This window comes from Citrobacter sp. wls829, assembly GCF_005280825.1.
In the GTDB taxonomy this organism is placed as follows: domain Bacteria; phylum Pseudomonadota; class Gammaproteobacteria; order Enterobacterales; family Enterobacteriaceae; genus Citrobacter; species Citrobacter gillenii.
The window spans coordinates 1-22807 of sequence record NZ_SZWP01000010.1; the positions used below are offsets into that span (position 1 = coordinate 1).

20 protein-coding genes and 1 riboswitch are annotated in these 22807 nt (G+C 54.5%); of the genes, 10 read left to right on the forward strand and 10 right to left on the reverse strand.

Annotated features, from left to right (window positions below):
• Positions 1–271: 271 nt before the first annotated feature.
• Both purH and purD read left to right on the forward strand, forming a co-directional pair.
• A complete protein-coding gene (gene purH, locus FDW88_RS01385; protein WP_137361874.1) occupies positions 272–1861 on the forward strand; it encodes a bifunctional phosphoribosylaminoimidazolecarboxamide formyltransferase/IMP cyclohydrolase in 1590 nt (529 codons plus the stop codon).
• Positions 1862–1876: 15 nt separating this feature from the next.
• A complete protein-coding gene (gene purD, locus FDW88_RS01390; RefSeq protein ID WP_096758763.1) occupies positions 1877–3166 on the forward strand; it encodes a phosphoribosylamine--glycine ligase in 1290 nt (429 codons plus the stop codon).
• Here the strand turns inward: purD and zraR are convergent.
• A complete protein-coding gene (gene zraR, locus FDW88_RS01395) occupies positions 3163–4488 on the reverse strand; it encodes a sigma-54-dependent response regulator transcription factor ZraR (RefSeq protein WP_137361875.1) in 1326 nt (441 codons plus the stop codon). The two genes, purD and zraR, sit on opposite strands and share 4 nt — an antisense overlap.
• Before the next feature lie 5 nt (positions 4489–4493).
• Entirely contained in the window at positions 4494–5879 is a 1386-nt protein-coding gene (gene zraS, locus FDW88_RS01400; RefSeq protein ID WP_137361876.1) for a two-component system sensor histidine kinase ZraS, read from the reverse strand.
• A 261-nt stretch (positions 5880–6140) separates the two neighbouring features.
• Here zraS and zraP point away from each other — a divergent pair, with 261 nt between their 5' ends.
• A complete protein-coding gene (zraP, locus tag FDW88_RS01405; protein ID WP_096758766.1) occupies positions 6141–6575 on the forward strand; it encodes a zinc resistance sensor/chaperone ZraP in 435 nt (144 codons plus the stop codon).
• An 89-nt stretch (positions 6576–6664) separates the two neighbouring features.
• On the opposite strand, the gene FDW88_RS01410 is transcribed toward zraP, so the two are convergent.
• The 6 genes from FDW88_RS01410 to nudC all read right to left on the reverse strand — a co-directional run bounded on the left by FDW88_RS01410 (position 6665) and on the right by nudC (position 11032).
• Entirely contained in the window at positions 6665–7360 is a 696-nt protein-coding gene (locus FDW88_RS01410; RefSeq protein WP_096759484.1) for a DUF1481 domain-containing protein, read from the reverse strand.
• Between the two features lie 11 nt (positions 7361–7371).
• Positions 7372–7644 carry a nucleoid-associated protein HU-alpha gene (gene hupA / locus FDW88_RS01415; protein ID WP_096758767.1) on the reverse strand — a complete coding sequence of 91 codons (273 nt, stop codon included), beginning with the start codon at positions 7642–7644 and terminating at the stop codon, positions 7372–7374.
• 186 nt (positions 7645–7830) lie between these two features.
• Positions 7831–8421, reverse strand: coding sequence for a YjaG family protein (locus tag FDW88_RS01420; RefSeq protein WP_096758768.1), 591 nt, complete (start codon positions 8419–8421; stop codon positions 7831–7833).
• A gap of 33 nt (positions 8422–8454) precedes the next feature.
• On the reverse strand, positions 8455–9135 hold the full coding sequence (gene nfi / locus FDW88_RS01425; protein ID WP_137361877.1) for a deoxyribonuclease V: 681 nt from the start codon (positions 9133–9135) through the stop codon (positions 8455–8457).
• 9 nt (positions 9136–9144) lie between these two features.
• Positions 9145–10209 (reverse strand): uroporphyrinogen decarboxylase, encoded by a 1065-nt coding sequence (gene hemE / locus FDW88_RS01430; RefSeq protein WP_096758770.1) that lies wholly within the window; start codon positions 10207–10209, stop codon positions 9145–9147.
• A gap of 49 nt (positions 10210–10258) precedes the next feature.
• Complete coding sequence (gene nudC / locus FDW88_RS01435) at positions 10259–11032, reverse strand: NAD(+) diphosphatase (RefSeq protein ID WP_137361878.1); 774 nt, start codon at positions 11030–11032, stop codon at positions 10259–10261.
• 96 nt (positions 11033–11128) lie between these two features.
• Here nudC and rsd point away from each other — a divergent pair, with 96 nt between their 5' ends.
• The 7 genes from rsd to thiH all read left to right on the forward strand — a co-directional run bounded on the left by rsd (position 11129) and on the right by thiH (position 17239).
• Complete coding sequence (rsd, locus tag FDW88_RS01440; protein ID WP_096758772.1) at positions 11129–11617, forward strand: sigma D regulator; 489 nt, start codon at positions 11129–11131, stop codon at positions 11615–11617.
• 53 nt (positions 11618–11670) lie between these two features.
• A riboswitch (TPP riboswitch) is annotated at positions 11671–11793 on the forward strand.
• Positions 11794–11874: 81 nt separating this feature from the next.
• Positions 11875–13773 carry a phosphomethylpyrimidine synthase ThiC gene (gene thiC / locus FDW88_RS01445; protein WP_137361879.1) on the forward strand — a complete coding sequence of 633 codons (1899 nt, stop codon included), beginning with the start codon at positions 11875–11877 and terminating at the stop codon, positions 13771–13773.
• A complete protein-coding gene (gene thiE, locus FDW88_RS01450; protein ID WP_137361884.1) occupies positions 13773–14408 on the forward strand; it encodes a thiamine phosphate synthase in 636 nt (211 codons plus the stop codon). Before thiC ends, thiE begins: the two co-directional genes overlap by 1 nt.
• Positions 14401–15159: a HesA/MoeB/ThiF family protein gene (locus FDW88_RS01455; RefSeq protein WP_137361880.1), complete on the forward strand. Its 759-nt coding sequence runs from the start codon at positions 14401–14403 to the stop codon at positions 15157–15159. The genes thiE and FDW88_RS01455 overlap by 8 nt, the downstream gene beginning before the upstream one ends.
• A complete protein-coding gene (gene thiS, locus FDW88_RS01460; protein ID WP_137361881.1) occupies positions 15140–15340 on the forward strand; it encodes a sulfur carrier protein ThiS in 201 nt (66 codons plus the stop codon). The genes FDW88_RS01455 and thiS overlap by 20 nt, the downstream gene beginning before the upstream one ends.
• Position 15341: 1 nt before the next feature.
• Positions 15342–16112, forward strand: a complete 771-nt coding sequence (thiG, locus tag FDW88_RS01465) for a thiazole synthase (RefSeq protein WP_137361882.1) — start codon at positions 15342–15344, stop codon at positions 16110–16112.
• On the forward strand, positions 16109–17239 hold the full coding sequence (thiH, locus tag FDW88_RS01470) for a 2-iminoacetate synthase ThiH (RefSeq protein WP_096758778.1): 1131 nt from the start codon (positions 16109–16111) through the stop codon (positions 17237–17239). The genes thiG and thiH overlap by 4 nt, the downstream gene beginning before the upstream one ends.
• A gap of 118 nt (positions 17240–17357) precedes the next feature.
• Here thiH and cspA read toward each other — a convergent pair whose 3' ends face one another.
• Both cspA and rpoC read right to left on the reverse strand, forming a co-directional pair.
• Positions 17358–17570, reverse strand: coding sequence for an RNA chaperone/antiterminator CspA (gene cspA, locus FDW88_RS01475; RefSeq protein ID WP_096758779.1), 213 nt, complete (start codon positions 17568–17570; stop codon positions 17358–17360).
• Positions 17571–18526: 956 nt separating this feature from the next.
• Positions 18527–22750: a DNA-directed RNA polymerase subunit beta' gene (gene rpoC, locus FDW88_RS01480; protein WP_096758780.1), complete on the reverse strand. Its 4224-nt coding sequence runs from the start codon at positions 22748–22750 to the stop codon at positions 18527–18529.
• Positions 22751–22807 lie beyond the last annotated feature (57 nt).

Here is a 22807-nt window from a genome sequence, read left to right on the forward strand (position 1 = left end):
CATTCCACAGCAAAACCCCGCCTTATACCTATTTGCACACAGAGTTATCCACAAACATCCCCATCATTTCGGCGATCCTGTCTACCTATATACGGTTTTAAGCTCTCGAAATAAGGGTCAACATTGAAAAAGAAAAATTCGCGAGCGTTGCGCAAACGTTTTCGTTACAATGCTGCGGCAAACAAGGATGCCCCGTAAGGGGCGTTAGCTGAGTTTTTACGCAAAAACTCAGCTAACGCTCTCTGTTATAGTCAAATCCAGGGGATTTACCATGCAACAACATCGTCCAGTCCGCCGCGCTCTGCTCAGTGTTTCTGACAAAGCAGGTATTATCGAATTCGCTCAGGCACTTTCCGCACGCGGTGTGGAGCTGCTGTCTACAGGTGGCACTGCGCGCCTGTTAGCAGAGAAAGGTCTGCCAGTGACCGAAGTTTCCGATTACACCGGTTTCCCGGAAATGATGGATGGACGCGTGAAGACCCTGCATCCAAAAGTACACGGCGGCATTCTTGGCCGTCGCGGTCAGGATGACGGAATAATGGAACAACACGGTATCGACCCTATCGATATGGTGGTTGTTAACCTGTACCCGTTCGCCGAGACCGTGGCTCGCGTTGGCTGCTCGCTGGAAGATGCAGTAGAGAATATCGATATCGGCGGCCCAACCATGGTGCGCTCGGCCGCCAAGAACCATAAAGATGTGGCTATCGTGGTAAAGAGCAATGACTACGACGCCATTATTAAAGAGATGGATGCCAACGAAGGTTCTCTGACCCTCAACACCCGTTTCGATCTCGCCATTAAAGCATTCGAACACACCGCCGCCTACGACAGCATGATTGCCAACTACTTCGGCAGCATGGTCCCGGCCTATCACGGTGAAAGCAAAGACGCTGCAGGTCGCTTCCCGCGAACCCTGAACCTGAACTTCATTAAGAAGCAGGATATGCGCTACGGCGAAAACAGCCACCAGCAGGCGGCCTTCTATATAGAAGAGAATGTTAAAGAGGCGTCCGTTGCCACCGCAACGCAGGTCCAGGGCAAAGCGCTCTCTTATAACAACATCGCCGATACCGATGCCGCACTCGAGTGCGTGAAAGAGTTCAACGAGCCAGCCTGCGTTATCGTTAAGCACGCCAACCCGTGCGGCGTGGCAGTCAGCTCCTCTATTCTTGATGCCTATGACCGCGCGTACAAAACCGACCCAACCTCCGCGTTCGGCGGCATCATCGCTTTTAACCGCGAACTGGATGCTGAAACGGCACAGGCCATTATCTCCCGCCAGTTTGTTGAAGTGATCATCGCCCCGTCAGCAACTGAAGAAGCGCTGAAGATTACGGCGGCTAAGCAGAACGTTCGTGTCCTGACCTGCGGTCAGTGGGCTGAGCGTGTTGCGGGCCTGGATTTCAAACGCGTGAACGGCGGACTGCTGGTTCAGGATCGTGACCTGGGTATGGTCACCGAGGGTGAACTGCACGTAGTGTCCAAACGTCAACCTACTGAGCAGGAACTGCGTGATGCGCTGTTCTGCTGGAAAGTCGCGAAGTTCGTGAAATCCAACGCCATTGTCTACGCCAAAGAGAACATGACCATCGGCATAGGCGCAGGCCAGATGAGCCGCGTTTATTCCGCGAAGGTCGCCGGGATTAAAGCCGCCGACGAAGGTCTGGAAGTCAAAGGTTCGGCAATGGCGTCTGACGCCTTCTTCCCGTTCCGCGACGGGATTGATGCCGCAGCAGCCGTTGGCGTGAGCTGTGTTATCCAGCCAGGCGGCTCCATTCGTGATGACGAGGTGATTGCCGCTGCCGACGAACACGGTATTGCGATGATCTTTACCGACATGCGCCACTTCCGCCATTAATCCACGGAGCAGACGATGAAAGTATTAGTTATTGGCAACGGCGGGCGCGAACACGCGCTGGCCTGGAAAGCAGCCCAGTCACCGCAGGTTTCAACCGTTTATGTCGCACCGGGCAATGCGGGTACCGCACTGGAACCGACGCTGCAAAACGTGGCTATCGGTGTAACCGACATTCCGGCACTGCTGAGCTTTGCCCAGAGCGAGAAGATCGATCTCACCATCGTTGGTCCGGAGGCACCGCTGGTGATTGGCGTGGTCGATGCCTTCCGTGCCGCCGGTCTGAAAATCTTCGGCCCAACCGAAGGTGCTGCGCAGTTGGAAGGTTCTAAAGCGTTCACCAAAGATTTCCTCGCGCGCCATAATATTCCCACGGCGGAATACCAGAACTTCACTGAAGTGGAGCCCGCGCTGGCCTATCTGCGTGAGAAAGGCGCGCCGATCGTCATTAAAGCCGACGGTCTGGCTGCCGGTAAAGGCGTTATCGTGGCAATGACGCTTGAAGAAGCTGAAGCCGCCGTGCACGACATGCTGGCAGGCAACGCGTTTGGCGACGCAGGCCACCGTATCGTGATCGAGGAGTTCCTCGACGGCGAAGAGGCAAGCTTTATCGTGATGGTCGACGGCGAGCATGTCCTGCCGATGGCTACCAGTCAGGACCACAAACGTGTGGGCAATGGCGATACCGGTCCGAACACCGGCGGGATGGGTGCATACTCTCCAGCGCCTGTTGTAACTGATGACGTTCACCAGCGCACCATGGAACGCATCATCTGGCCAACCGTAAAAGGCATGGCGGCGGAAGGTAACACCTACACCGGTTTCCTGTACGCAGGCCTGATGATCGACAAACAGGGCAACCCGAAGGTTATCGAGTTTAACTGCCGCTTCGGCGACCCGGAAACCCAGCCGATCATGCTGCGCATGAAGTCGGACCTGGTGGATCTGTGTCTCGCCGCCTGCGACGGTAAGCTGGACGAAAAAACCTCCGAGTGGGACGAGCGCGCCTCGCTGGGCGTGGTAATCGCCGCCGGGGGTTATCCGGGCGACTACCGCACCGGAGACGCGATCCACGGCCTGCCGCTGGAAGAAGCCGCTGACGGCAAAGTGTTCCACGCCGGCACTAAACTCGCCGCCGACGACACGGTATTGACCAATGGGGGCCGCGTCCTGTGTGCAACCGCACTGGGTCATACCGTTGCAGAAGCGCAGAAGCGCGCTTACGCGTTAATGGCCGACATCCGCTGGGACGGCAGCTTTAGCCGTAACGATATCGGCTGGCGCGCCATCGAACGCGAGCAGCGCTAACGCGAAATTTTCGCCAACAGCGTTTTACGCGTAATGCCTAACTGACGGGCGGCTTCAGTTTTGTTGCCGCCCGTTTTTTCCAGTGCTGCCAGAATCACCTCTTTTTCAACATCCACCAGCGGTTGGATCTCCGGACTGTTCTCTGCTTTTATTGGCGTCGCGGCAATCGCCAGTGGCAGCTCGCGTTCAGAAATGTATTCTCCCGTCAGCAGAACCACCGCACGCTCAATCGCATTTTCCAGCTCACGAATGTTTCCCGGCCAGTCGTAATGGATCAGCAGATCCATTGCCTGCGGGGTAAAACCTTTCACCGCTTTGCGGTTACGCTCAGCAAAGCGCTGGAGAAAATGCCCTGCCAGCAGCGGAATATCTTCCCGGCGTTGACGTAATGCGGGCATCTCGATAGTGACGACGTTCAGGCGATAGTAGAGATCCTGGCGAAAACGTCCGGCGTTGACCTCTTGTGCTAGATCGCGATGGGTGGCGGCAATCAGCCGGACATCCACAGCAATAGTCTGATTACTGCCTACGCGCTGGACTTCACGCTCCTGAATCGCCCGCAGCAGGCGCACCTGCATCAGCGGCGAGATATCACCAATCTCATCAAGAAACAGCGTACCGCCGTCGGCTTCCACAAAGCGCCCTTCCCGGCGTTTATCGGCACCGGTAAACGCGCCTTTTTCATGGCCGAACAGTTCAGATTCCAGCAGAGATTCATTCAGCGCCGCGCAGTTGAGCGTCACCAGTGGTTTATCACTGCGCGCACTGCTGGCGTGAAGCGCCCGGGCGACCAGTTCTTTGCCCGTTCCGGAGTCTCCGTGAATAAGCACCGTCGCGTCCGACGGCGCAACCATCGCAATTTCGTTAAGCAGGTGCTGCATCGCCGGACTGTTGCCAATCATGCCAAACTGCGCTGCCGGGGCTGCTACGGGGTCGACGCCGGTCGCCCGGGTATGCGCCAGCGCCTTTTCCAGCGTGTGCTGCAGACTGTCAAAATCCAGTGGTTTGATTAAGTAATCCAGCGCCCCGGTTTTTAACGCTTCCACCGCGGTCTCCACGCTAGAAAAAGCGGTCATAATCAAGACCGGAATCGCCGGATTCAGGACTTTGATCTCTTTCAGCGTTTCAATGCCGTCCATCTCCGCCATACGCACATCGCACAATACCAGATCAAAGACGTGTTCACGCACCTGCGCCAGCGCCTCTCGTCCGCTATAGGCAAGCGCAACGTCATAGCCCCAGCCACGCAGCAGCGCTTGTAGAATAGTGCAGTGGCTGACGTCATCGTCCACAACCAGAATATCGATTTTTCCGTGTGTCATCCTTGTCAATCCTGTGGTTTCGCATTGATCGGCAGCCAGAGAGTAAAGACGGTGCCTCTACCTTCCACGCTGGTCACCTGAATGGTTCCGCCGTGCTGCTCAATGATGTTTTGCACCACCGCCAGTCCCAGCCCGGTACCGTCTGCCTTCGTCGTAAAGTAAGGAGTAAAAATAGCCTCCAGCTGGTCGGGCGCAATTCCCTTTCCGCTGTCGGTAACCCTAATTTTAACCCGATCGGCGCCACTTTCACTCGCTGAAACCGTAACCGTCCCCTGATGCCCGATAGCATGAATGGCGTTGAGGTATAAATTCAGCAGGACCTGCGTGAGTCGATCGGGATCGGCTTGAATAGCGGGTAACGCAGCATTCGGCGTAAACTGCAGTTGAATTTCCCGGCTCTGAGCATCCTGGCTAACCAAATGCAGCGAGTGGGTGATGACGTCATTAAGATCGACCCGCTGCAGCGTCAGGTGCGCGGGCTTCACCAGCTCCAGCAATTCACTCACCACCCGATTTAAGCGATCGGCCTCTTTCGCCATCACCTGCGCCAGTTCATGCGACTCGCCCCCCGCCGGAGTGCGTTCGGCAAAATATTTCGCTAACCCCTTGATGGATGACAGTGGATTACGGATTTCATGCGCGACTCCCGCCGCCAGATGTCCGAGCGCCATCAGCTTTTCTTTACGCTTCATCGCGTCCTGTAGCTCTTTATAAGAACGCTGATAGCGTTGGTACCAGAAAAACGTCAGCACGGTAGCCAGCAGCACCGCCGCCAGAGCAGACAGAACGATCAGCGTATTACGCCACTCTCTGGCCTGAGTCGCGGCCAGGTCGCTGGCATCAAAAGCGATAAAGATGGTTTGCGTAGGCGTATTCGCATGATCGTCATTACCGGAGCAGCGTGCCATACCGTGCCTCCCGGCCCCATACAACGGCTGGAACTGGCGATAAATTTCCAGGGCTGGTATTTGATCATGCCCATCGGGCGATGAGTCGATATTTCGCCAGCGTTCTTGTTCCCCAGGATTTAACTGACGCAGGACATCCGGCGAGTAGAGGGATTTACCAACCATAGAGGAATCACTGTGGGTGATAATCACGCCATGCTCATCGACAACGGCAAACCAGAGTACGCCCGGCTGTACCGCCATTTGCTCCAGCAGCGTTTGTTGCTGCGCATGATGCATACGCATTCCCATACCCACACGCGTACCGGACTCAAGGGCGCGGATCAGCACGCTTCCCTTTTCCAGTAACGTTTGTCGAGCGGCATCACTTTCCCGGCCGTAGTCCCGAATGGTCATGATGGAAAACCACCCCACCAAAATCAGGATCGCCGCCGGTAATAACCGGCTCAGCCACTTTGCCGCCGTATCCTTATCAAGACGCATACGTTCTCCCTTTCCCGCCGTTCCTTTCTTCATTTCAGGTATACAGCAGAAATCATGCCATCTTTTCACCCTGATAACCCTGTTCTCAGGCACAAACCCTCACAACGGGTGGGTAAAAATGACCCACCGGGCTGTTCTGGCGAGTCATTTTTACTCGCTTACGCCCGGACGGCAGCCGCGCGATCCCCGCAGCACAAGGACGTCCAGGTTGGCACGGAAGATGCAAAAGAGAAAGTAAGCTAACCAACAGGAGAACGAACGATGAAACGGAATAATAAACTGGCGCTAATGGTCCTCTCGCTGATGGCTCTGGGTTCCACCCCGGCGCTGGCGCAACATCACTGGGGCAATGGTGAGGGAATGTGGCAACAGGGTGGTACGCCAATGACCACCGAGCAGCAGGCCGCAGCCCAGAAAATCGCTGATGATTACTACACGCAGACCCGCGCATTGCGCCAGCAGTTGACGTCCAAACGTTATGAGTACAACGCGTTGCTCACCGCCAGCCCGCTGGACAGCGCAAAAATTAATGCCGTCGCAAAAGAGATAGAATCGCTGAATCAAGCGCTGGATGAGCAACGGGTGAAACGGGATGTCGCCATGGCGGAGGCGGGTGTGCCTCGCGGTGCCGGCATGGGTTGCGGTGGCGGCAGTTACCATCGTGGCGGGGGTCATATGGGTATGGGCCACTGGTAAAGAACTTAATGCCTGATGGCGCTACGCTAATCAGGCCTACAGATGGATACCGTAAGCCGGATAAGACGCTTTTGCGTCGCCATCCGGCGTTAAAATGTTTTATCTTTTGGCTGCCAACGACAGAAATCAGAATTCGCGACCAGCAACAGCTGAGATCCCTCAGGCGCTTCCAGCCATGCCACGCTCACGTCGACCGACGAGCGGCTCTGGCGGCGCTCGATATGGTTTATCGCCCATGAATCTAAATCAGGTTTGATCGTCTCGCCTTCACACGTAGTGACCGTGCGTTCGGCGGCATGCCAACGCCCCTGCCGTAATACCACACGCCCCTGGCGCAGCGCATCGCTGGTCTGGCGGGTTTGATCGGCACGGTAGCGGTAGAGCGCAATTTGATCGCTGGAAAGCTGTTGCTTTTGTCCATCGACTTCACGCTGCATAAAACTCAGTTCACCCCGATCGTCGAAACGGATGCGAACATGCTCCGGCGGTTGGCTGTATACGTTGAGTTCTATCAGAGAGAGGGTGTCACCCTGCCAGCGGTACTCACTGGTGGTTGTGTCGCCGCTTCGCCACGGACTAAAAACGGAGAGCAGATGCACATCATCGTTGGAATCTTTACGCCAAACGCGTACCGCTCCGTGATCGCCAACATAACCGCTGGCCGTGAACGGAGGAAGCTCAGAGTGGCGACTGCAGGCAGACAGCAACAGAACACCTGAAAGCCAAAGCGTATGACGCCAGATGGACAAAAGGGGCGAAACCGCCCCCTCGTTAAAACTGTTCACTGCCACGCGAATTACTTAACCGCGTCTTTCAGTGCTTTACCAGAAACAAATGCCGGTACGTTAGCTGCGGCGATTTTGATTTCTTGACCGGTCTGCGGGTTGCGGCCAGTACGCTCAGCGCGGTGGTTCACTTTGAAGGTACCGAAACCAACCAGTTGTACAGCATCGCCTTCTTTCAGAGACTCAGTAATAGCAGCCAGAGTGGATTCCAGAGCAGCTTTAGCCTGTGTTTTGGACAGTTCTGCTTTGTCTGCAATTACATCAATCAGTTGAGTCTTGTTCATAAGTTATCCTTACAATGTGTTTATCGCTTGCTAAGCATCGAGTGCGACGGAAATGCCAGAAAAGCACTCTCCTGCATACACGCACCGATAGCCACTTTTCTTCGCCCCCCAAATGTAGACCAGACGGGGGGCGGATGGGAAGCCTTCAGGCACGACAAATCAGGCGTTAAATCACGTTTTGTGGTGTCATTGCTGAAAAATTATACCAATATTGCTCTCACCAGCCTCGCGCAGGTCTGCACGCAGCCCTTTTATCAGCTCAAGATCGCGTTCTTCGCAATCGGCTAAAAGTCGGAATATTTCCCACTGAATATCCCATTCTTGCTCAACGGCAGGGTTCTCTTTCAGCTCTTCATCGGTCATTTCGCGACCCGCTTGCGTCATTTCCAGCATCGCGACGCTGGTAATCGAAGCCTTACTGACTTCAATCGCGTGTTCCAGCGTTTCACCGCTCAGACGAGAATGCATGACTTCGCTCAGGGCAACACAGGCGTCAATCGCCGGATAAACGCCGTACAGATCGTAGTCGTCTGCGGACGGAATAGCCTCTTCAAACTTCTCCAGCTGGCTGTCAAAATTGATTTTCGCATCCTTGACGGTCAGCACTTCCCAGACTAAATCTAGGATTCGGCGGTAAATCTGCCCATCACCAAACTCAGTTTGCTTGCAGAACATGGCGTAGTTTGGGTACATGCGCTCACACAGACAGGCCATAAAGGTGACGTGCTGCCAGCTTTCCAGCTTCTCCAGACGCAGATGAATCGGGTTTTGTAACATGATGAGTTCTCGAATACGGAAATTAGTCGCAGTTTACCCGATATGGGGCATTTTTGCTGCAAGCCGCGTAAAAGCCGGGCGTTCCGATGCCACCGCATCCGCCCAGCGTGTCGGTTCCGGCAGGCGATAGCCGTTCATACAACGCTGCACCCACGCCAGCGCGCTATCCATGCCCACGCGATGTCCGGTAGAGATAAACAGTGGATTACAGCGTGCTTTGCTGCGCCAGACCCACGCCAGTTGCTCGCCTTTATCCAACAGTGGCGCTAGCGCCCCGGGTTCAGCAGATAAGGGGTCAAACTTGCCGCACAGCCGTTTTTTCGCCACGCCAATCGTCGGGACATCCACCAGCAGACCAAAATGGCTGGCAACGCCAAGACGACGCGGGTGGGAAATACCGTGACCATCAACGAACACTAAGTCAGGCTTCTGCGATAATTGTTCCCAGGCAGCCAGCAGCGCAGGATATTCGCGAAAAGAGAGAAAACCGGGGATATACGGCATGGTGGTGGCGATACGCGCCACCTTATATTCAACCAGCTCAAGAGAAGGATACTTCAGTAGCACGATGGCGGCTCGCGTCACCTCTCCGCCCTGCTCAAACCCGACATCTGCCCCGGCGATCAGATCCGGCGGATCGCTTTTAAAGCGATCTTCACGGATCACCGCAGAGGCCAGTTCAAGCTGTTGGGTGCGTAGCGACGCAAGATCCATCGTGACTCCTTAGCGGTGGTACTGCTCAGACAAGCGATGTACCGCCTCCACAAACACCCCGGCATGTTCCGGCGGCACGTCCTGGTGGATACCGTGGCCCAGGTTAAAGACGTGGCCTTCCCCTTGACCGAAGCCCGCCAGTATCGTGGCGACTTCTTCTTCGATACGCGGTGCCGGTGCGTAGAGCATGGACGGGTCCATATTGCCCTGTAACGCCACTTTATGACCGACACGACGACGCGCATCGGCAATATCTGTCGTCCAGTCGAGACCCAGCGCATCACATCCAGTTTCCGCCATCGCTTCCAGCCACTGTCCGCCGCCTTTGGTGAACAAGGTGACCGGCACGCGGCGGCCGTCGTTTTCACGCAGCAGGCCATCGACAATTTTGTGCATGTAATAGAGAGAGAACTGCTGATAGTCGCGACCGGTCAGCACGCCGCCCCAGGTATCGAAAATCATCACCGACTGCGCGCCGGCTTTGATCTGCGCATTCAGGTATAGCGTGACGCTTTTCGCCAGCTTATCGAGCAGCAGATGCAGCGACGTTGGATCGGCGTACATCATCTTTTTAATCACGGTGAAGGCTTTGCTGCTGCCGCCTTCCACCATGTAAGTCGCCAGCGTCCACGGACTGCCGGAGAAGCCGATCAGCGGCACGTCGCCCTTCAGCTCGCGGCGAATAGTACGTACCGCGTTCATCACGTAGCCCAGTTCCCCTTCCGGGTCCGGGATCGGCAGCTTATCCACATCGGCCTTACAGGTGATGGGAGAGGTAAAGCGTGGGCCTTCGCCAGCTTCAAAGTACAGCCCAAGTCCCATCGCATCCGGGATGGTCAAAATGTCCGAAAAGAGGATCGCCGCATCAAGTTTATACCTGCGCAGCGGTTGTAGCGTCACTTCGCAGGCCAGCTCGGCGTTTTTGCACAGCGCCATGAAATCGCCCGCTTGCGCACGAGTGGCTTTGTACTCCGGCAAATAGCGGCCCGCCTGGCGCATCATCCATACCGGAGTAACATCAACGGGCTGGCGCAGCAGCGCACGCAGGTAACGATCGTTCTTCAGTTCGGTCATTTTTATCTTCCTTTTAGCGTCAGGCCGTCAGTGTATCATTACTCGTTCTTTACTCGTACTCAGCCCGACACATCGCCACGGTATCTTCGATCAGTCGACGCGCGACGGTACCCGGCGGGGGAAGTAGCGGTAAGTCATCGTAGCGATACCAGTTCGCTTCCAGCAGTTCTTTCGGGTCGATGACGATCTCCCCGCTATCATATTCCGCCATAAACGCGGTCATCAAAGACTGCGGAAACGGCCAGGGCTGGGAGGTAACGTAGCGCAGGTTTTTCACCTTAATGCCGCTTTCTTCCATCACTTCTCGCGCTACCGCTTGTTCTAACGTCTCCCCCACTTCAACAAAACCGGCCAGCACGGTATGCACGCCGTTGCGGTGGCGAACATGCTGAGCCAGCAGCAGGGAGTCTTCACGACGGATGGCGACAATAATGCAGGGGGCAATTTGCGGGTAATAACGTTCACGGCAGTGGCTACACAGCATTGCCCATTCGGTTTTGCTTGGGTGCATCGGATGGCCACAATAACCGCAGAATTTATGCGAACGGAAAAACTCAGCCAACTGCACACCGCGTCCGACCAGTTGAAACAGTCCCACATCCTGATCGAGGATCTGGCGCACTGAGCCCATATCGTGGCGACGCTGCTGCAGCACCAGCCACACGGTTTCACCTTCCCACTCGCCTATCGGCAACCCGCGCTGACCCAGCAGATCAAAACCAGCCGCGTCACCATGTGGCAGCTCTCCGTGAGGCAACCACAATTTTTGTTCATGACTGACGATCCACCAGCCGCTGTCTAATTTTTCAATAATACGATCCATATCTCTTGCGCAACCTTTGCTTCACAGGCATGTTGTTTACATTATTTTTACATTTATCGGTGAGCCGTTTTTCAACACCACCTTGCGGAGTCAATCATGCTAAACCAGCTGGAAAGCCTGACGGAACACGTCGGAGGAAGTAATAAACTGGTTGATCGCTGGCTACATGTACGTAAGCACCTGCTCGTGGCTTACTACAATCTGGTTGGCATTAAGCCTGGCAAAGAATCGTACATGCGGCTCAATGAAAAAGCGCTGGATGATTTTTGTCAGAGCCTGGTCGACTACCTCTCCACCGGACACTTCAGTATTTATGAACGTATTCTGCATAAATTGGAAGGGAACGGGCAGCTTTTAAAAGCCACAAAAATTTGGCCTCTTCTGGAAGCCAATACACAACAGATTATGGACGACTATGATTCCAGTCTGGAAAACGCCATTGACCACGATAATTTCCTTGAATTTCAACAGGCATTGTCGGATATCGGCGAGGCGCTGGAGGCCCGGTTTATGCTGGAAGATAAGTTGATTATGCTGGTGCTTGATGCGGTACACGACAGCGCAATGATCAAACGCCCTGCTTGAGATTTGCGCGAGTAACAGGTAGTTTACAACCATTCCTCCTCGCCAGAGGGGGAATTATCTTGTCGGAGTGCTTATTTTCCACATCAGCATGAGTGGAAAAGGCTGAGACCGTTAATTCGGGATCCGCGGAACCTGATCAGGCTAATACCTGCGAAGGGAACAAGAGTAAATCTACAGTTGTATCGCCCATGGGCGATCTTCCCTCTTGCTTCATCCGTCGTCTGACAAGCCATATCCTTACTTTTTTGGAATGAGCTATGTCTGCCACTACTAAACCATCCCGCCGCGAACAGCGCGCCCAGGCCCAACACTTTATCGACACCCTGGAAGGGACCGCCTTTCCTAACTCAAAACGCATCTATATTGCTGGTTCACAGCCAGATATTCGTATTCCGATGCGTGAAATCCAGCTCAGCCCGACGCTGACTGGCGGTTCAAAAGACAATCCACAGTTCGAAGAGAACGAAGCCGTGCCGGTATATGACACCTCCGGCCCGTATGGCGATCCTGATATGGCGATTAACGTCCAGCAGGGTCTGGCAAAACTGCGCCAGCCGTGGATATCCGCACGTAATGACAGCGAAGAGCTGGACGACCGTAGCTCCGCCTATACCAAAGAGCGCCTGGCCGATGATGGCCTGGACGAGCTGCGTTTCAACGGCTTGCTGACGCCTAAGCGCGCCAAAACCGGCCGCTGCGTGACCCAGTTGCACTACGCGCGCCAGGGCATCGTCACTCCGGAGATGGAGTTTATCGCTATCCGCGAAAATATGGGCCGCGAGCGCATTCGCAGTGAAGTGCTGCGCCACCAGCATCCAGGCATGAGCTTTGGCGCCAGCCTGCCGGAAAATATCACGGCGGAATTCGTGCGTGATGAAGTCGCTGCCGGGCGCGCCATCATCCCCGCCAACATCAACCACCCGGAATCAGAGCCGATGATCATCGGACGTAATTTCCTGGTGAAGGTCAATGCCAACATCGGTAACTCAGCGGTCACTTCCTCCATCGAAGAAGAAGTGGAAAAGCTGGTGTGGTCCACGCGCTGGGGGGCGGATACGGTGATGGACCTGTCCACCGGTCGCTATATTCACGAAACCCGTGAATGGATCCTGCGAAACAGCCCGGTGCCGATCGGCACCGTACCGATCTACCAGGCACTGGAGAAGGTCAACGGGATCGCCGAAGATCTCACCTGGGAAGCGTTCCGCGATACGCTGCTGGAGCAGGCCGAGCAGGGCGTCGACTATTTCACTATCCACGCGGGTGTGCTGCTGCGCTATGTGCCGATGACCGCTAAACGCCTGACCGGGATTGTCTCGCGCGGCGGCTCCATCATGGCGAAATGGTGCCTCTCCCATCACAAAGAAAACTTCCTGTTCGAGCACTTCCGCGAAATCTGTGAAATCTGCGCCGCTTATGACGTTTCTCTTTCGCTGGGTGATGGTCTGCGTCCGGGCTCTATTCAGGATGCCAACGACGAGGCACAGTTCTCAGAGCTGCATACGCTGGGCGAGCTGACCAAAATTGCCTGGGAATATGACGTGCAGGTGATGATTGAAGGCCCTGGCCACGTACCGATGCAGATGATTAAGCGCAACATGACCGAAGAGCTGGAGCACTGCCACGAAGCGCCGTTCTACACTTTAGGGCCATTAACAACCGATATCGCCCCAGGCTATGACCACTTCACCTCCGGTATTGGCGCGGCAATGATTGGCTGGTTTGGCTGCGCGATGCTGTGCTACGTCACGCCAAAAGAGCACCTCGGCCTGCCGAACAAAGAAGACGTGAAGCAGGGGTTGATTACCTACAAGATTGCCGCGCACGCCGCCGATTTAGCTAAAGGGCATCCGGGTGCGCAGATCCGCGATAACGCCATGTCAAAAGCGCGCTTCGAATTCCGCTGGGAAGACCAGTTTAATCTGGCGCTCGACCCATTCACCGCCCGCGCCTACCACGATGAAACCCTGCCACAGGAGTCCGGCAAAGTCGCTCACTTCTGCTCAATGTGCGGGCCGAAATTCTGCTCGATGAAAATCAGCCAGGAAGTGCGCGACTACGCTGCCGCACAAACCATCGAAGTGGGGATGGCGGATATGTCGGAGAACTTCCGCGCCAACGGCGGTGAAATCTACCTCAAAAAAGAGGAGGCATGATGTACCAGCCTAATTTCCCAACGGTCCCTTTCCGCCTCGGGCTGTACCCGGTGGTCGACAGCATTGCGTGGATTGAACGCCTGCTTGATGCAGGCGTACGTACTATCCAACTGCGAATCAAAGATAAACGCGATGAAGAGGTCGAAGCCGACGTGATTGCCGCTATTGAACTGGGGCGTCGCTACAATGCCCGTCTGTTTATCAATGACTACTGGCGACTGGCGATTAAACACCATGCTTACGGGGTACATCTGGGCCAGGAAGATCTTGAAACCACCGACCTAAAGGCGATTCAGGCCGCAGGGTTACGTCTTGGGGTATCCACCCACGATGATATGGAGATTGACGTGGCGCTGGCCGCGCGCCCCTCTTACATCGCACTGGGTCACGTCTTCCCGACACAAACCAAGCAGATGCCATCTGCCCCACAGGGATTGGTACAACTCGCCACGCATATCGAACGACTGGCTGACTACCCTACTGTCGCCATTGGCGGTATCAGCCTCGAGCGGGCACCGGCTGTGCTGGCGACCGGGGTGGGCAGCATTGCGGTGGTCAGCGCCATCACGCAGGCCGCTGACTGGCGAGGTGCCACGTCACAGCTGCTTTCAATTGCAGGAGCAGGCGATGAATGATCGCGATTTTATGCGCTATAGCCGCCAGATTTTACTCGGTGATATTGCGATAGAGGGCCAGCAGACACTGCTCAACAGCCACGTGCTGATTGTTGGCTTGGGCGGATTAGGCTCCCCTGCCGCGCTGTATCTGGCGGGTGCGGGAGTAGGCACATTGACGCTGGTGGACGACGACGACGTGCATCTGAGTAATCTTCAGCGCCAGATCCTGTTCACGACTGATGATATCGCCCGGTCAAAATCCCAGATGGCCCAACAGAGACTGACACGGCTCAACCCGGATATCGAACTGGTAGCGCTACAGCAGCGCCTGAAAGGCGATGCGCTCAGGCACGCGGTGGCGCGCGCTGACGTGGTGCTCGACTGCACCGACAATATGGCGACGCGTCAGGCGATCAATACCGCCTGCGTCGCCCTGAATACACCGCTTATCACTGCCAGCGCTGTTGGCTTTGGTGGCCAATTGATGGTGCTGACGCCGCCGTGGGAACAGGGCTGCTACCGCTGTCTGTGGCCGGATGACATCGAGCCCGAACGCAACTGCCGTACCGCAGGCATTGTCGGTCCGGTCGTTGGCATCATGGGTACCCTGCAGGCGCTGGAAGCCATCAAACTGCTCAGCGGTATTGAGAGTCCTCGTGGAGAATTACGCTTGTTTGACGGCAGGACCAGCCAATGGCGTAGCCTGGCGTTACGCCGCGCCCGCGGTTGTCCTGTATGCGGAGGGCAACATGCAGATCCAAGTCAATGATGAGCCAGTACAGTGTGCCGAGGGGCAAAATATCAGCGCGCTGCTGGCAGAGCTTAATCAGCTCAAGCCGGGGATAGCGCTGGCGCTGAATCAACAGATCCTGCCGCGCGAGCAGTGGGAACAGCAAATCGTGCAGGAAGGCGACCAGATCCTGCTTTTTCAGGTTATTGCAGGGGGTTGATATGCTACGTATTGCCGACAAAACGTTTGATTCACATCTGTTCACCGGCACGGGGAAATTTGCCTCATCGCAACTGATGGTCGACGCCATTCGCGCCTCCGGTAGCCAACTGGTGACATTGGCAATGAAGCGCGTGGATTTACGCCAGCACAACGATGCCATTTTGGTGCCACTGGTCGAGGCAGGGGTAACGCTGCTGCCGAATACCTCAGGGGCGAAAACGGCGGATGAAGCTATCTTTGCCGCGCAGCTGGCGCGCGAAGCACTGGGCACGCACTGGCTGAAATTAGAAATACATCCTGACGCTCGATGGCTGTTACCAGATCCTATCGAAACGCTGAAAGCCGCCGAGGCGCTGGTGAAGCAGGGTTTCGTGGTGCTGCCCTACTGCGGCGCGGACCCGGTGCTGTGCAAGCGGCTGGAAGAAGTGGGCTGTGCGGCGGTCATGCCGCTCGGTGCGCCCATTGGCTCAAATCAGGGCCTGGAAACCCGCGCCATGCTGGAGATCATTATTCAGCAGGCCACCGTCCCAGTGGTGGTTGATGCCGGGATCGGTGTGCCCAGCCATGCCACGCAGGCGTTGGAAATGGGGGCCGACGCGGTGCTGGTCAACACGGCGATTGCCGTGGCAGACGACCCGGTAATGATGGCGACGGCGTTCCGGCTGGCGGTTGACGCGGGTCTGCTAGCACGCCAGGCCGTTCCGGGGAGCCGAAGTACCAATGCTTGCGCCACCAGCCCATTGACCGGATTTCTGGAGGTCTCAGCATGAAAACCTTCAGCGATCGCTGGCGACAGCTGGAGTGGGATGATATCCATCTGCGCATTAACGGCAAAACCGCCGCCGATGTCGAGCGCGCACTTAACACTGCACAGCTGAGTCGTGATGACCTGATGGCGCTGCTCTCGCCAGCCGCCGCCGATTATCTGGAGCCGCTGGCGCAGCGAGCGCAAAAGCTGACCCGCCAACGCTTTGGTAATACCGTCAGCTTTTACGTGCCGCTGTATCTTTCGAATCTGTGCGCCAACGACTGCTCCTACTGCGGCTTCTCCATGAGCAACCGCATCAAGCGTAAAACTTTGGATGAATCAGAGATTCAACGGGAGTGTGCGGCGATCCGCGAGCTGGGTTTTGAGCATCTGTTGCTGGTCACCGGCGAGCATCAGGCGAAAGTCGGCATGGACTATTTTCGCCGCCATTTACCCGCCATCCGTCGTCAGTTTTCTTCGCTACAGATGGAGGTACAACCGCTGTCAGTTGCTGAATATGCTGAGCTAAAGATACTCGGTCTGGACGGTGTGATGGTGTATCAGGAGAGCTACCATGAGGCGACTTATGCCCGGCACCATCTGAAGGGAAAAAAGCAGGACTTCTTTTGGCGGCTGGAAACGCCGGACCGACTTGGTCACGCCGGTATCGACAAAATTGGCCTTGGGGCACTGATTGGCTTGTCTGACAGTTGGCGGGTTGATTGCTATATGGTAGCCGAGCATTTGCTATGGATGCAGCAACATTACTGGCAAAGCCGTTATTCAATCTCGTTCCCACGCCTGCGCCCATGTACCGGAGGTATTGAACCGGCATCGATTATGGATGAGCGTCAACTGGTACAAACCATTTGTGCGTTTCGCTTGTTGGCGCCGGACATCGAGCTGTCGCTCTCCACGCGTGAATCACCGTGGTTTCGCGACCACGTCATTCCGCTAGCAATCAATAACGTCAGCGCCTTCTCAAAGACGCAGCCCGGCGGCTATGCCGACAATCACCCGGAGCTGGAACAGTTTTCTCCGCATGATGATCGGCGCCCTGAAGATGTTGCCGCAGCACTCAGTGCGCAGGGTTTACAGCCCGTGTGGAAAGACTGGGATAGTTTTCTCGGACGTGCGTCACAGATGTAGTTAATCCGGATGTAAAAACGAAAAAACCCGCTTTCGCGGGTTTTTTTATTCACTATCACTTATCTGCTCAGGCTCTGGCCTTCATCGCTATCGTAAGCGTTCGTGAGATTATCGGCGATTACAGCGCGATAACGTTAACAGCAGACGGGCCTTTCGCGCCGTTCTCAACAGAGAACTCGACTTTTTGGCCTTCGTCTAAGGTTTTATAATCGTTGCTCTGGATAGCGGAAAAATGCACAAACACATCTTTGCTACCGTCCTGAGGAGTGATAAAGCCGAAGCCTTTCTCAGAGTTAAACCATTTTACTAAACCAGTCATTTTGTTAGACATAGATACTTCCTTTCATATTTTGAGCCGCTTATGCAGCGAAGATGGCCTGTTTTGCAGAAATTAACTTATTGGGCACTTAGGAGGAGGCTCATGAAGAAGAGTATCTGAGGATAACGCTTGAACTGAGAACTGCTTTACTAAAACTGCTTTCATAAGGTCTGTGTTCCAAACCGATGCAGCTATAGTAGCCTTACTTCTAATCATTACGCAAGCATTAATTTATTTAATGCCCTTAACTGGTGAAATGTTGAGCTGATTTGGTTAAGAGCCTAAGATAACACCTTGATGTATATATAATAAAAGCCCTGACCGTTGCAGCCAGGGCTTTAAGTTACTACAAACTTCAGATTTAACATTAATTGACTTACAATTTGATACTGCCGTTTGTACTACATTTTAAATGTACACGTTTACCACAGATAATATTAGAGAATGCTACTAACGAACCTTCCTCTATTTACCGTTAAACATATTTCGCCAGCTTGATGAATTTACTCAAGAATGGCGGCCTAAACAAGTACACTTCCCCTCGCGACATATACTCTTTGATGCGTTGCCTGACTTCCCTTGCGATTGCTCAATAATGGAAACCGCAAACATTAACTTTTAAATCATGGCCTTACATCGTCGCGCTTACTTTACTTTTTGCGATTACATATATCAACTACGTAGCCTTAAAGCATCGTCGATGTGAAATGAAATAACTTCAACGTCGACTACCCCATACAACAAAATACTTCGTGGCCTTTATCGCAATCCCCCTATCGAACTCTACTAACTCTTACTGCTTTAACAGCTAACTACTCTTTCGCTGCTGTTAAGTATTAACATACGGATTTTAAAAACAGTGTCAATACTGTTTTTAATGACATGTCTTTATTGACAGTATTCATAAGACTGCATGTCAGGCAAAAAAAAACCCGCCGAGGCGGGTTTTTCATTACGGTCAGCAACGATTAATCGTTGTTAGAACCGCCCAGACCTGCGTTCAGCAGTTCTGCCAGGCTGGCAGATGCATCTTCCGCAGTAACCTGAGGCGCTGCCGGCTGTTCGCCCGCTGCGCGACGGCGCATACGATCCTGGTGGTACGCATAACCGGTACCGGCAGGGATCAGACGACCCACGATAACGTTCTCTTTCAGGCCACGCAGTTCGTCGCGTTTACCCGCAACGGCTGCTTCGGTCAGGACACGCGTGGTCTCCTGGAACGATGCGGCAGAGATGAACGATTCGGTTGCCAGAGACGCTTTGGTGATACCCAGCAGGTCGCGAGAGTAAGTTGCCGCAACTTTGCCGTTCGCTTCCAGATCGCGGTTAGCAATCTTGACGCGGGAGTATTCAACCTGTTCGCCTTCCAGGAAGTCGGAGCTACCAGCACTGTCAATGGTCGCTTTACGCAGCATCTGACGAACGATAACTTCAATGTGTTTATCGTTAATCTTAACGCCTTGCAGACGGTAAACGTCCTGAACTTCGTTGGTGATGTAACGCGTTACCGCGTGTACGCCACGAAGACGCAGGATGTCGTGCGGTGCTTCCGGACCGTCGGAAACAACGTCACCACGTTCTACACGTTCACCTTCGAACACGTTGAGCTGACGCCATTTCGGAATCATCTCTTCGTACGGTTCGCTGCCGTCTAACGGGGTGATAACCAGACGACGCTTCCCTTTGGTTTCTTTACCGAAGGAAATGATACCGCTGATTTCCGCAAGGATAGCTGGCTCTTTCGGACGACGTGCTTCGAACAGATCCGCAACGCGTGGCAGACCACCGGTGATATCCTTGGTACCGCTGGATTCCTGAGGAATACGCGCCAGAGCATCACCCGCACTGATCTGGATACCATCTTCCAGCTGGACGATTGCTTTACCCGGCAGGAAGTACTGCGCAGGCATATCGGTACCTGGGATCAGAACGTCGTTACCGTTAGCATCAACAATTTTCAGTGCCGGACGCAGGTCTTTACCACCTGCAGTACGCTCTGCAGAATCCAGAACCACCAGAGAAGACAGACCGGTCAGCTCGTCGGTCTGACGAGTAATGGTCTGGCCGTCGATCATGTCAGTGAAGCGGATGAAACCACTTACTTCAGTGATGACAGGCATGGTATGTGGATCCCAGTTTGCTACGGTTTCGCCGCCAGTAACCTGTTCGCCATCACCCTTCGCCATAACAGCACCGTAAGGCACTTTATAGCTCTCTTTGGTACGACCGAATTCGTCGATCAGTTTCAGCTCGGTGTTACGCGAGGTCACTACCAGCTTACCGGCAGAGTTCACAACCGACTTCGCATTGCTCAGACGGATGCTACCTTTGTTTTTCACCTGGATGCTAGATTCAGCAGCCGCACGAGATGCCGCACCACCGATGTGGAACGTACGCATCGTCAGCTGTGTACCCGGTTCACCGATGGACTGTGCCGCGATAACGCCGATGGCTTCACCTTTGTTGATGATGTGGCCACGTGCCAGGTCACGACCATAGCAGTGCGCACATACACCAAAGTCGGTGTCACAAGATACAACGGAACGTACCTTGACGGAGTCAACGGAGTTCTCTTCCAGCAGGTCACACCAGTGCTCGTGCAGCAGCGTGTTGCGTGGAACCAGAATATCCGCGGTGCCCGGCTTCAGAACGTCTTCAGCAGTCACACGACCCAATACGCGATCGCGCAGCGGCTCTTTAACGTCACCACCCTCGATAACCGGGGTCATGGTGATGCCTTCCAGTGTGCCGCAGTCATCTTCAGTCACAACCAGATCCTGCGCGACGTCAACCAGACGACGTGTCAGATAACCGGAGTTTGCTGTTTTCAGTGCGGTATCCGCCAGACCTTTACGCGCACCGTGAGTAGAGATGAAGTACTGGAGTACGTTCAGACCTTCACGGAAGTTTGCGGTGATTGGCGTTTCGATGATGGAGCCATCCGGCTTCGCCATCAGACCACGCATACCTGCCAGCTGACGAATCTGTGCTGCAGAACCACGCGCACCGGAGTCGGCCATCATGTAGATGCTGTTGAAGGAAACCTGCTGCTCTTCGACGCCGTCACGGTTAATAACAGTTTCGGTTTGCAGGTTGTCCATCATCGCTTTGGATACACGATCGTTCGCCGCAGCCCAGATATCGATAACTTTGTTGTAGCGTTCGCCCGCGGTAACCAGACCAGACTGGAACTGCTCCTGGATCTCAGCAACTTCAGCTTCCGCTTCAGAGATGATCTCGTATTTCTTCTCTGGGATAACCATGTCGTCAATACCAACAGATGCGCCTGAGCGCGCTGCATAGGCAAAGCCGGTGTACATGGTCTGGTCAGCGAAGATAACGGTCGGCTTCAGGCCCAAAATGCGGTAACAGGTGTTCAGCATTTTGGAGATAGCTTTCTTACCCAGCGCCTGGTTGACGATGGAGAAAGGCAGACCTTTCGGTACGATCATCCACAAAATAGCACGGCCAACGGTCGTGTCTTTAATGCTGGTATGCGCAACGAATTCGCCGTTTTCATCTTTTTCGTATTCGGTGATACGCACTTTAACGCGCGCATGCAGAGAGGCCAGGCCAGCGCGATAGATACGCTCAGCTTCTTTCGGGCCAGTCAGCACCATGCCTTCGCCTTTGGCGTTAACACAGTCACGGGTCATGTAGTACAGACCCAATACAACGTCCTGAGACGGAACGATGATAGGTTCGCCGTTCGCCGGGGACAGGATGTTGTTGGTAGACATCATCAGCGCACGCGCTTCGAGCTGGGCTTCCAGCGTCAGCGGTACGTGAACAGCCATCTGGTCACCATCGAAGTCGGCGTTATATGCCGCACAAACCAGCGGGTGCAGCTGGATAGCTTTACCTTCGATCAGTACCGGCTCAAATGCCTGGATACCCAGACGGTGCAGTGTTGGTGCACGGTTCAGCAGTACCGGGTGTTCGCGGATAACTTCGTCCAGGATATCCCAAACGACAGCTTCTTCACGCTCAACCATTTTCTTAGCGGCTTTAATGGTGGTGGCGAGGCCACGCAGTTCCAGCTTGCCGTAGATGAACGGTTTGAACAGTTCCAGTGCCATTTTCTTCGGCAGACCGCACTGATGCAGACGCAGGTATGGACCTACGGTGATAACAGAACGACCGGAGTAGTCAACACGCTTACCGAGCAGGTTCTGACGGAAACGACCCTGCTTACCTTTGATCATATCGGCCAAAGATTTCAGAGGACGTTTGTTAGAACCGGTGATCGCACGACCGCGACGACCGTTATCCAGCAGGGCGTCAACCGCTTCCTGCAGCATACGTTTTTCGTTACGTACGATGATATCTGGCGCAGCCAGATCCAGCAGACGTTTCAGACGGTTGTTACGGTTAATGACGCGACGATACAGATCGTTCAGGTCAGAAGTCGCAAAACGACCACCATCCAGCGGAACCAGCGGACGCAGATCTGGCGGCAGAACCGGCAGAACGGTCAGGATCATCCACTCTGGCTTGTTGCCAGACTGTACGAACGCTTCCAGCAGTTTGATACGCTTGGTCAGCTTCTTACGCTTGGTTTCGGAGTTGGTTTCGTTCAGCTCTTCGCGCAGAGTTTCACACTCTTGCTCCAGATCCATGCTCTTCAGCAGGGCCTGGATAGCTTCCGCACCCATCTTCGCGTCGAATTCGTCACCGAACTCTTCCAGCGCGTCCAGATACTGCTCTTCAGTCAGGATCTGTTGACGTTCCAGATTGGTCATACCGCCTTCGATAACAACATATGATTCGAAGTACAGTACGCGTTCGATATCACGCAGCGGCATATCGAGCAACAGACCGATACGGGACGGCAGTGATTTCAGGAACCAGATGTGCGCAGTCGGAGACGCCAGCTCGATGTGGCCCATACGCTCACGGCGTACTTTAGTCTGGGTCACTTCAACGCCGCACTTCTCACAGATCACACCACGGTGTTTCAGGCGCTTGTACTTACCGCACAGGCACTCGTAATCTTTTACTGGCCCAAAGATACGGGCGCAGAAAAGGCCGTCACGCTCAGGTTTGAACGTACGGTAGTTAATGGTTTCCGGCTTCTTAACTTCACCGAAAGACCATGAACGGATCATGTCTGGCGAGGCCAGAGCAATTTTGATCGCATCAAACTCTTCGGTTTTAGTCTGCGCTTTCAGAAACTTTAATAAATCTTTCACGGATTTGCTCCCGTCGGAGTTAGCACAATCTGGCGCCGGGTCTTACCCCGGCACCAG

Coding starts and splice junctions, on each gene's coding strand:
- hemE (WP_096758770.1), bottom strand. CDS start 10,209: ATGACCGAACTGAAGAACGATCGTTACCTGCGTGCGCTGCTGCGCCAG.
- zraP (WP_096758766.1), top strand. CDS start 6,141: ATGAAACGGAATAATAAACTGGCGCTAATGGTCCTCTCGCTGATGGCT.
- FDW88_RS01455 (WP_137361880.1), top strand. CDS start 14,401: ATGAATGATCGCGATTTTATGCGCTATAGCCGCCAGATTTTACTCGGT.
- nudC (WP_137361878.1), bottom strand. CDS start 11,032: ATGGATCGTATTATTGAAAAATTAGACAGCGGCTGGTGGATCGTCAGT.
- rsd (WP_096758772.1), top strand. CDS start 11,129: ATGCTAAACCAGCTGGAAAGCCTGACGGAACACGTCGGAGGAAGTAAT.
- purH (WP_137361874.1), top strand. CDS start 272: ATGCAACAACATCGTCCAGTCCGCCGCGCTCTGCTCAGTGTTTCTGAC.
- FDW88_RS01420 (WP_096758768.1), bottom strand. CDS start 8,421: ATGTTACAAAACCCGATTCATCTGCGTCTGGAGAAGCTGGAAAGCTGG.
- thiH (WP_096758778.1), top strand. CDS start 16,109: ATGAAAACCTTCAGCGATCGCTGGCGACAGCTGGAGTGGGATGATATC.
- zraR (WP_137361875.1), bottom strand. CDS start 4,488: ATGACACACGGAAAAATCGATATTCTGGTTGTGGACGATGACGTCAGC.
- thiE (WP_137361884.1), top strand. CDS start 13,773: ATGTACCAGCCTAATTTCCCAACGGTCCCTTTCCGCCTCGGGCTGTAC.
- zraS (WP_137361876.1), bottom strand. CDS start 5,879: ATGCGTCTTGATAAGGATACGGCGGCAAAGTGGCTGAGCCGGTTATTA.
- purD (WP_096758763.1), top strand. CDS start 1,877: ATGAAAGTATTAGTTATTGGCAACGGCGGGCGCGAACACGCGCTGGCC.
- nfi (WP_137361877.1), bottom strand. CDS start 9,135: ATGGATCTTGCGTCGCTACGCACCCAACAGCTTGAACTGGCCTCTGCG.
- hupA (WP_096758767.1), bottom strand. CDS start 7,644: ATGAACAAGACTCAACTGATTGATGTAATTGCAGACAAAGCAGAACTG.
- thiS (WP_137361881.1), top strand. CDS start 15,140: ATGCAGATCCAAGTCAATGATGAGCCAGTACAGTGTGCCGAGGGGCAA.
- thiG (WP_137361882.1), top strand. CDS start 15,342: ATGCTACGTATTGCCGACAAAACGTTTGATTCACATCTGTTCACCGGC.
- cspA (WP_096758779.1), bottom strand. CDS start 17,570: ATGTCTAACAAAATGACTGGTTTAGTAAAATGGTTTAACTCTGAGAAA.
- thiC (WP_137361879.1), top strand. CDS start 11,875: ATGTCTGCCACTACTAAACCATCCCGCCGCGAACAGCGCGCCCAGGCC.